Source organism: Flavobacterium sp. (assembly GCF_044368625.1).
Taxonomy (GTDB): Bacteria; Bacteroidota; Bacteroidia; order Flavobacteriales; family Flavobacteriaceae; genus Flavobacterium.
Genome location: NZ_JBIPPD010000011.1, coordinates 24,717 through 31,698, shown reverse-complemented (window position 1 = coordinate 31,698; position 6,982 = coordinate 24,717). Strand labels below are relative to the sequence as shown.

Below are 6,982 nucleotides of genomic sequence, written 5' to 3'. Positions count from 1 at the left end.
AGTCGCTTTTATGGTTGTAGTTTTATAAAATTTAAAGTGAAGGAGCTTATTGTGTTTTCTTAACACAACACAAGGTAAAAAAGTTACCAATCAGGATGTGAGTATTTTATTTTTTATGTATAAAATATTTTGTTTAAGCAAAGAGTAAAAAAAATACCAAACTTTCAATGACTATGAAGTTAAAAAAATTAAAACATTGTATTGAGGTAGTAAAAGCCAAAAAATGGACCATCGCATTTGCAGAAGGTGGCTCTGAAGGAAAAATCTGCCGCAAATTTGCTGCACTTCCAGACGCCGATGTTGTTGTGTTAGGGGGTATTGTAGCATTGAAAGACCATATGAAAGAATATTTTTTCGGAATTAAATCGGATGTTTTACGGAAATTCGGAAACGAATCGGCAGAAGTTGCACGTCAAATGGCACAACATTTATGCGAATATTTAGCTGCAGATATTCATATTTCAGTAACTGGAGATTTTGGGTTCAACGACATCCACAAACGAGAACACACACTGCAATCTGTTTTTATACACATTTTATTCCCCGACGAGGCCGTTTCTATAAAGTTGGAAGTCGATAAGGAACGAGGAGGTTGGGCAAACCAAACGGTTGATGCCATTTCCGAATTGATTACAGAGAAACTTTCAACTGATAAATAAGTATTTTAGTTTTTTTTAAATAACTATTTGGTGTATAAAGTGTTATAGTTGCTATCGAAAGTGTTTATGAAATCCGAGAATTAAAGACAATTACACCAAAATTTAATCTGAAAATTGTTGAATTAGGGATAAAAGAAATTTTCGATGGGAGTACACCCAACAAAGTAAGCTATCGATTTATTCCGAGCTTAGATTTTAAAAGTAAGCTAGAGAAGTGTGTAGAAGTCCTCTTTATTTACGTACCTTTATATCATTAAAATACAACAAAGCACCCAATCATAATACAGCGATAATTGCCTGAAAAAGGCTTTCTTCTTCGAATCGCCAAGCCCCAAAATGAATAGTGTTTTCCGCACTTTTAAAAGTGATGTCACAACTCGATGCCGTAAAATACGGTGTTTTTAATTTTATTTTTCAGCCATGTCCGTATCAAAAAAAAGCATTTCTGAGCCACCTGCCACTGTCCAGAATTTTCCAATAGTAGGCATTGGAGCAAGCGCTGGCGGACTTATCGCTTTCAAACAATTATTGCAAGCTATTCCTGAAATTTCAGGAATGGCCTACGTTCTAGTACAGCATCTTGATCCGAATCACGATAGCATTTTGCCCGAAATTTTACAAAAAGTCACAAAAATTCCGGTGCACGAAATTACGGACGAAATCCATTTGGCACCCGATCATATTTATATTATTCCCGAAAATAAAATGCTGACCTCCACTGACGGCATATTGCAACTTTCTCCTAGAAATAAAAAAACCTTAAATCTTGTCATTGATCTATTTTTTACTACCCTTGCCGAAGTGCATACCGAATGTGCCATTGGAGTGGTATTGTCCGGAACAGGTAAAGACGGAACAGATGGTTTAAAAGCAATAAAAAAATTTGGCGGTATTTGCATCGCACAGGATATTGCAACTGCAGCCTACTCCGGTATGCCACAAAGTGCAATTGATGCAGGAGCAGTTGATTTTGTTTTAGCGCCCGAAGCTATTCCTGAACAACTATTGAAAATAAATAAAACCCTAAAAACTTCTCACGTGTTCGACCGAGATGCCAAAGTTGACGACGACGAAGAACTGATTTTCAAACAAATTATCGGAATTCTTCAGCAACGAAAAGATGTAGATTTTTCGTATTACAAACGACCCACTCTTCAAAGACGCATTGCCCGAAGAATTGCATTGGTCAACAAAAATACAATTGCCGAATATTTAATTTTCCTTAAAGAAAATACCATTGAACAAGACGCATTATTTCAAGATGTACTTATTCCAGTAACCTCTTTTTTGCGCAACCCGAAAACTTTTCAAAATCTAAAAGATACTTTTTTTCCAATACTTTTCAAAAACAAGCCATTTTCTGAGCCTTTTCGGGTGTGGATTGCAGGATGTTCAACGGGAGAGGAAGCATATTCGATGGCGATTTGTCTGCATGAATTTTTAGAAGACAATTTTGAATCTGTAAAAATTCAAATATTTGCTTCTGATATTTCCGAAAAAGCGATAAAAAAAGCACGCTTAGGAGTATATACCAAAGAGCAGGTTGAAGGATTTTCAGCAGCACAATTAGAAAAGTATTTTATAAAAAACGACGACATTTACGAAGTACGCAAATTTATTCGGGAGATGTGTATCATCGCCGCTCATAATTTTTTGAAAGATCCTCCATTTGCCAAGATGGATCTCATCAGTTGCCGAAATGTGTTGATTTATATGAATAATTTTTTACAAAAAAAAGCCTTCGCCACATTCCATTATGCCTTAAAAGAAAACGGATATTTACTACTCGGAAAATCGGAGTCTGTGGGTGCTTTTTCTGAACTATTTGCTCAAGTCGATAAAAACGAAAAAATTTTTACTCGAAAGCCAAATCCAAATCGGTTTATCCGTTTTGCCACCGAACGAAAATCAAACAATAACAAAATGACCACCAAAAGCAAGATTCCCGAACTAAAAGATACCTCGCAAACCGATTTTAGAAAAAGTGCCGAAACAATTATGATTTCCAAGGCTCCTGCATGTGTTGTAGTCAATGAGCATTTGGATATTGTTCATATTCACGGTGATGTAACGCCTTTTCTTCAAGTGCCACAAGGAAAACCTACCCACAATTTGCTAAAAATGGCACGAGAAGGTCTGGGCTTTGAATTGCGAAATGCGGTTCACAAAGCTTCTAAAGAACAGCTCACAGTTATTAAAGAGCATATTCTACTGCAAATAAAATTGTTACCTAATTATCCAGAAAGAACAGCTGCCAACTCAGAAAGGCAGATACTAGTTTCTATCGAAATAATTCCGCTTTTGGATACGGTCGAACCCCATTATTTAATTCGTTTCGAAAAGCAAACTGTCTCCGTACATTTGGATGAAAGTTTGAGTGATTTGGGTTCGAAAAATCGAGAACTTGCCGCAAAGCGAATGGAACATTTGGAAAAAGAGTTGGCGTACCTTCGGGAAGACATGCGTTCTATAACCGAAGATATGGAGGCCGCCAATGAGGAATTGCAAAGTGCTAACGAAGAGTTGCAAAGCAGCAACGAAGAGATGCAAAGTTTAAATGAAGAATTGGAAACTTCCAAAGAAGAACTTCAATCTACCAATGAAGAATTGATCATAGTAAATCAAGAATTGATGGACAAGCAAGACCAGCTCCGGGCTTCCAGTTATTTTGCAGAAAGCATCGTTTCTACCATCCGTGAACCTTTGTTGGTTTTAGATAAATCATTGCGAATTAAAACGGCCAATGCCTCGTTTTATAAAACTTTTCAAGCGGAAGAACTTGAAATTGAGGGCGAGTTATTTTATCAAATACAAAATCACCAGTGGGACGATGAAGTGATGCGTTCCTTGCTCGAAAAAATACTTCCAGAGAAACTGAGATTGACCGATTTTGAAATCAGTATCCATTTTCCTGGAATTGGGTTGCGTATTTTGTTATTGAATGCCTTACAAATTGTGAATCATAAAAACGATGAAAAGCTCATTTTGCTCGCTATTGAGGATGTTACTGAACGAAAATTTGTGGAGCGAAGGCTTCAAAATTCAGCAGATGATTTAGAAAATCAAATTAAAGAACGTACGGCTTCGCTCAAAAAATCCAATGAAGAATTACGGCAAACCAACGTACAACTTGATCAATTTGCGTATGTTGCCAGCCACGATTTACAAGAACCCTTGCGGAAAATATCCATTTTTTCGAAGCGCTTGTATACTATGCCCACCGAAGAACTAAGTGCCGAAGTAAAATCGTATATTTCTAAAATTGATGGTGCAGCCGGACGTATGTCGCAACTCATTCAAGACTTACTGAACTATTCCCGGTTGCTTCAGCACGAAATTGCTTTTCCTAAAACTAATTTGAATGAAGTAATCGCCGATGTGCTCAACGATTTCGAAGTCCTTTTGCAAGAAAAAAATGCACGTATCCACTACGAAAAACTTCCTGTTATTGAAGCCATCCATTTGCAAATGAACCAATTGTTTTACAACTTGGTAAGCAATGCACTGAAGTTTTCAAAAATTGATGTGCCATCAGTAATTACCATTACTTCGCAGGAACTTTCGGTAGAAGAAGTTGCTAATTACCCCGATCTTAATGCTAAGCTTTCTTACGTTGAAATAATTTTCAAGGACAATGGTATAGGTTTTGAACAACAGTTTGCCAAAAAAATATTTACTATTTTTCAGCGATTACACGGCAAAGAACTGTATGTTGGAACTGGAATTGGATTGGCACTTTGTAAAAAAATTGTGGAAAACCACCATGGAAAAATTTTCTCATTTGCAGCAGAAGATGAAGGGGCGTCATTTCACCTTATTTTGCCGTTGGCGCAATCGTAGGTATTCAATTCAAACAAAAACTTTCGAATCTTTTCGGCATTTCCGTTTGGGACTAATTTTTAAAGGTAAATTTATTTTAGAAATGGTTTCACCCCATTTATCTGAGGTTGATGGTAGTTTATAAATTTCGAAAAATGGTTTCGTTTTAAAACTATACAAATTTAGCAAATGTACCTTTATCTATTTAAGTAAAAATTTTTTTAAAGTTTTCTTTTTCTTATTTTTACAATACTAAAAGCTACATATGGATCAAAGTTACCAACTCATCGTTAATAACAAGCAAGTTTACGACCGTAAAGCGTCCGAAAGTCTTGAATTAAATGCTATTGAAGTTTCCCCTTCCAATTTTCACGTCTTAAAAAACAGCAAAGCATTTACAGCTGAAATTACCTCCTCAGATTTTATTGCAAAATCCTATACGGTTCGAGTCAATGGAAATCCCTACACTGTTTTAATTAATAATACTCTTGATCAGTTGATTAAGGAGATGGCGTTTCTTATCGCAAGTTCTTCGCAAGTTAATTCTATTAAAGCTCCTATGCCTGGATTGATACTAGAAATGAGCGTTTCTGTGGGACAATCTGTAGAAAAAAACGAGTGCCTCTTTATTCTTGAAGCCATGAAAATGGAAAACAGTTTTCTTTCGCCAAGAGCGGGAATCATTAAATCGATTTCAGCCCATGCAGGCGATGCTGTGGAAAAAGGAAAATTGTTAGTTGAGTTTGAATAAAGAGGAAGTATCAGGTTTTAAGTTTATAGTTTAACCTCGCTTCGGGTCAGGTTTCCAGATTAAAGTTTAAAATAGGAAGATGCTTTCGCAAACCAGAAATCTTGAATTTAACATAGAGAATCTATAACCTAAAACCATCCTAAACAAAGAAATAAAATATGAAATCGCCATAAAAAAGAGGTTTTCTCAAGCAATTGAATAATCATCGAATAACGATGAAAAATATAAAATTGTGAGATAAACACCAATAAATAAAAGCGATACCATGTATTATGACCGAAAAAAAAGCACTTTTACATATATGAAAATAACAAAAATATTAGTTGCCAACCGGGGCGAAATTGCAGTCCGGGTGATGAAAACGGCAAAAAAAATGGGTATAAAAACAGTGGCTGTTTATTCGTCAGTAGATCGAAATGCTCCTCACGTCAAGTTTGCCGATGAAGCCTTTTGGATTGGCGAAAATCCTTCCAGTCAATCGTATTTGATGGGCAGCAAAATTATAGAAGTAGCCCAATCGCTTCAAGTAGACGCGATTCATCCAGGTTATGGTTTTTTAAGCGAAAATGCCGCTTTCGCAGATGCGGTTCGGGCCAGCGGAATCATTTTTATTGGTCCAGAATCAAAAGCGATTCACATTATGGGAAGTAAACTTGCCGCTAAAGATGCTGTAAAAGCCTACGGAATTCCCATGGTTCCAGGAATTGACGAGGCCATAACTGATGTAGCGAAAGCCAAAATAATTGCACTAGAAATAGGGTTCCCCGTTTTGATCAAAGCATCTGCCGGTGGTGGAGGGAAAGGAATGCGAGTGGTAGATAAAGTCGAAGATTTGGAATCTCAAATGACGCGTGCCATCAGCGAAGCGACTTCGGCTTTTGGAGACGGTTCGGTTTTTATTGAAAAATACGTGGCTTCACCCAGACATATTGAAATACAAGTTATGGCGGATAGCCACGGAAATACCTTGTATTTATTTGAACGCGAATGCAGCATTCAGCGACGACATCAAAAAGTTGTGGAGGAAGCACCATCGTCCGTTTTAACTCCAGAATTGCGAAAACAAATGGGTGAAGCGGCTGTAAAAGTAGCACAAGCATGTGATTATTTAGGAGCGGGAACGGTGGAATTTTTGCTAGACGAAAATTTAAATTTTTATTTCTTGGAAATGAATACACGTTTGCAGGTCGAACATCCTGTAACGGAACTGATTTGTGGCGTAGATTTAGTAGAATTGCAAATTCGTGTGGCTCGCGGAGAACAACTTCCTATGCGTCAAGAAGATTTAAAAATACTTGGTCATGCAATGGAATTGAGGGTGTATGCCGAGGATCCATTAAACGACTTTTTACCAAGCGTAGGTCGTCTTGACGTTTATACATTGCCCGAAGGCGAGGGTATTCGCGTCGATAATGGCTTCGAACAGGGTATGGATGTGCCCATATATTACGACCCTATGTTGGCTAAATTAATCACCTACGGAGCCACTCGAGAAGCCTCGATACAATTGATGATTCAGGCAATTTCGCAGTACAATGTGGAGGGCATCAGCACAACGTTGCCTTTTGGAAAATTTGTAATGGAGCATGAAGCGTTTCGTTCGGGCGAATTTGATACGCATTTCGTAAAAAAATTCTATGATGCAACACATCTAAAGTTTCAGCAAGACCAAGAAGCGGAGGTTGCTGCAATGATTGCACTTCAGCAATATTTAAAAGATCAAAACATCCTTCGGTTGCCACAATAATAATTT

General features: G+C 37.3%; 4 protein-coding genes. All 4 read left to right on the top strand.

Translation table 11 applies throughout. The annotated features are described in order from the left end of the window. Window positions 1-173 precede the first annotated feature (173 nt). Complete coding sequence (locus tag ACIQ2X_RS01795) at window positions 174-659, top strand: CinA family protein (RefSeq protein WP_396177162.1); 486 nt, start codon at window positions 174-176, stop codon at window positions 657-659. 420 nt (window positions 660-1,079) lie between these two features. After that, complete coding sequence (locus tag ACIQ2X_RS01790) at window positions 1,080-4,499, top strand: chemotaxis protein CheB (RefSeq protein WP_396177161.1); 3,420 nt, start codon at window positions 1,080-1,082, stop codon at window positions 4,497-4,499. 244 nt (window positions 4,500-4,743) lie between these two features. Next, window positions 4,744-5,229 (top strand): biotin/lipoyl-containing protein, encoded by a 486-nt coding sequence (locus ACIQ2X_RS01785; protein ID WP_396177160.1) that lies wholly within the window; start codon window positions 4,744-4,746, stop codon window positions 5,227-5,229. A 307-nt stretch (window positions 5,230-5,536) separates the two neighbouring features. Then, window positions 5,537-6,976, top strand: a complete 1,440-nt coding sequence (locus tag ACIQ2X_RS01780; RefSeq protein WP_396177164.1) for an acetyl/propionyl/methylcrotonyl-CoA carboxylase subunit alpha — start codon at window positions 5,537-5,539, stop codon at window positions 6,974-6,976. The last annotated feature ends 6 nt before the right edge of the window (window positions 6,977-6,982 follow it).